The 660-nt window shown below is 56.4% G+C and carries 1 protein-coding gene; it reads right to left on the reverse strand.

The genetic code is table 11. The features are described 5' to 3' along the window. Positions 1–192: 192 nt before the first annotated feature. Positions 193–651 carry an H-X9-DG-CTERM domain-containing protein gene (locus AB1L30_RS00405; RefSeq protein ID WP_367011378.1) on the reverse strand — a complete coding sequence of 153 codons (459 nt, stop codon included), beginning with the start codon at positions 649–651 and terminating at the stop codon, positions 193–195. Between the last annotated feature and the right edge of the window lie 9 nt (positions 652–660).

The following is a 660-nucleotide window of genomic DNA, read 5'->3' on the forward strand; positions in this document are numbered from 1 at the left end:
GCTTCCAGCGACTTCAGTCCGGTCAGGTCTTTCAGACAAGCGCCTGAACCGGAACCATCGCCTGAAGAAGACTCGGATAGCTAAGGCCCGCTCAAAACATTCACGCGCTGACGCGAGGATATAATCATCATGCAATTCGACGAATCCACCCAGCCTTGGCGAACCATTTCTACCGCCGTGCGAAAACGGATGTCACTGCGTTGCCACGAGCCGACTTGCGTTGGCTTTGCTGGGAAGTGGCTGCTTTGTGGCACATATCCTGGGGCTTCCGGCCGCGTTTGGTGCCTTTTGGGCCGGTCTGATACTGGGAGGAAAAAGCTTCACCCAGCAGGTCGATGCCCTGACACATACATTACGCGAAAGTTTTTCGGCGGTCGTCTGACGACAAGCAGAAGGCCGGTGCGCGATTTGGCTGTCATCTCGCTGGGGGCCCTGCTCGATATTGAAGCCTTGCTTCATGATCCGCTGCTGGTGCTGATTGGCTTTCCGTTGGTCGTGCTGGTGAAGACACTTGGTGCCATGATAAATCGTCAGGTCCATCGTTTCGCTGAGGAAATGAACCGAGCCGTCCCCCAGCAGGAACAAGCATCCGCCTGGATGAAAGCTGCCGAACGTGCGCTGATGCAAACCTTGACCTAGCCCGCCAGGCACGCTGTAGGA

The sequence above is a fragment of the Bremerella sp. JC817 genome (genome assembly GCF_040718835.1).
Taxonomy (GTDB): domain Bacteria; phylum Planctomycetota; class Planctomycetia; order Pirellulales; family Pirellulaceae; genus Bremerella.